The sequence below is a fragment of the Dechloromonas denitrificans genome (assembly GCF_001551835.1).
In the GTDB taxonomy this organism is placed as follows: domain Bacteria; phylum Pseudomonadota; class Gammaproteobacteria; order Burkholderiales; family Rhodocyclaceae; genus Azonexus; species Azonexus denitrificans.
Genome location: NZ_LODL01000021.1, coordinates 748639 through 749000, shown reverse-complemented (window position 1 = coordinate 749000; position 362 = coordinate 748639). Strand labels below are relative to the sequence as shown.

1 protein-coding gene and 1 pseudogene are annotated in these 362 nt (G+C 63.5%); both read left to right on the top strand.

The features are described 5' to 3' along the window. Positions 1–147: pseudogene (locus AT959_RS20635) on the top strand (electron transfer flavoprotein subunit beta/FixA family protein); the annotation flags it as partial. Between the two features lie 2 nt (positions 148–149). Further along, positions 150–362, top strand: a 213-nt coding sequence (locus AT959_RS14690) for an adenine nucleotide alpha hydrolase family protein (protein ID WP_476695859.1), incomplete at its 3' end; no start/stop codon positions are given.

Below are 362 nucleotides of genomic sequence, written 5' to 3'. Positions count from 1 at the left end.
GTCAAGCCGGCTGACCTCGGCGTCGATGTCACGCCGCGCCTGACCACCCTCAAAGTCGCCGAACCAGCCAAGCGCTCGGCCGGCATCAAGGTCGCCGACGTTGCCGAACTCGTCAACAAACTCAAGAACGAAGCCAAGGTGATCTGATCATGACTATTCTTGTCATCGCCGAACACGACCACGCCAGCCTCAAGGCTGCCACCCTCAACACCATCGCCGCCGCCCGGAAAATCGGGGGCGACATCCACGTTCTCGTCGCCGGTACCGGCTGCAGCGCCGCCGCCCAGCAAGCAGCTGGCCTGCAAGGCGTCAGCAAAGTCAAAGTCGCCGACGCCGCCCACTACCAAAGCCAGACCGCCGAA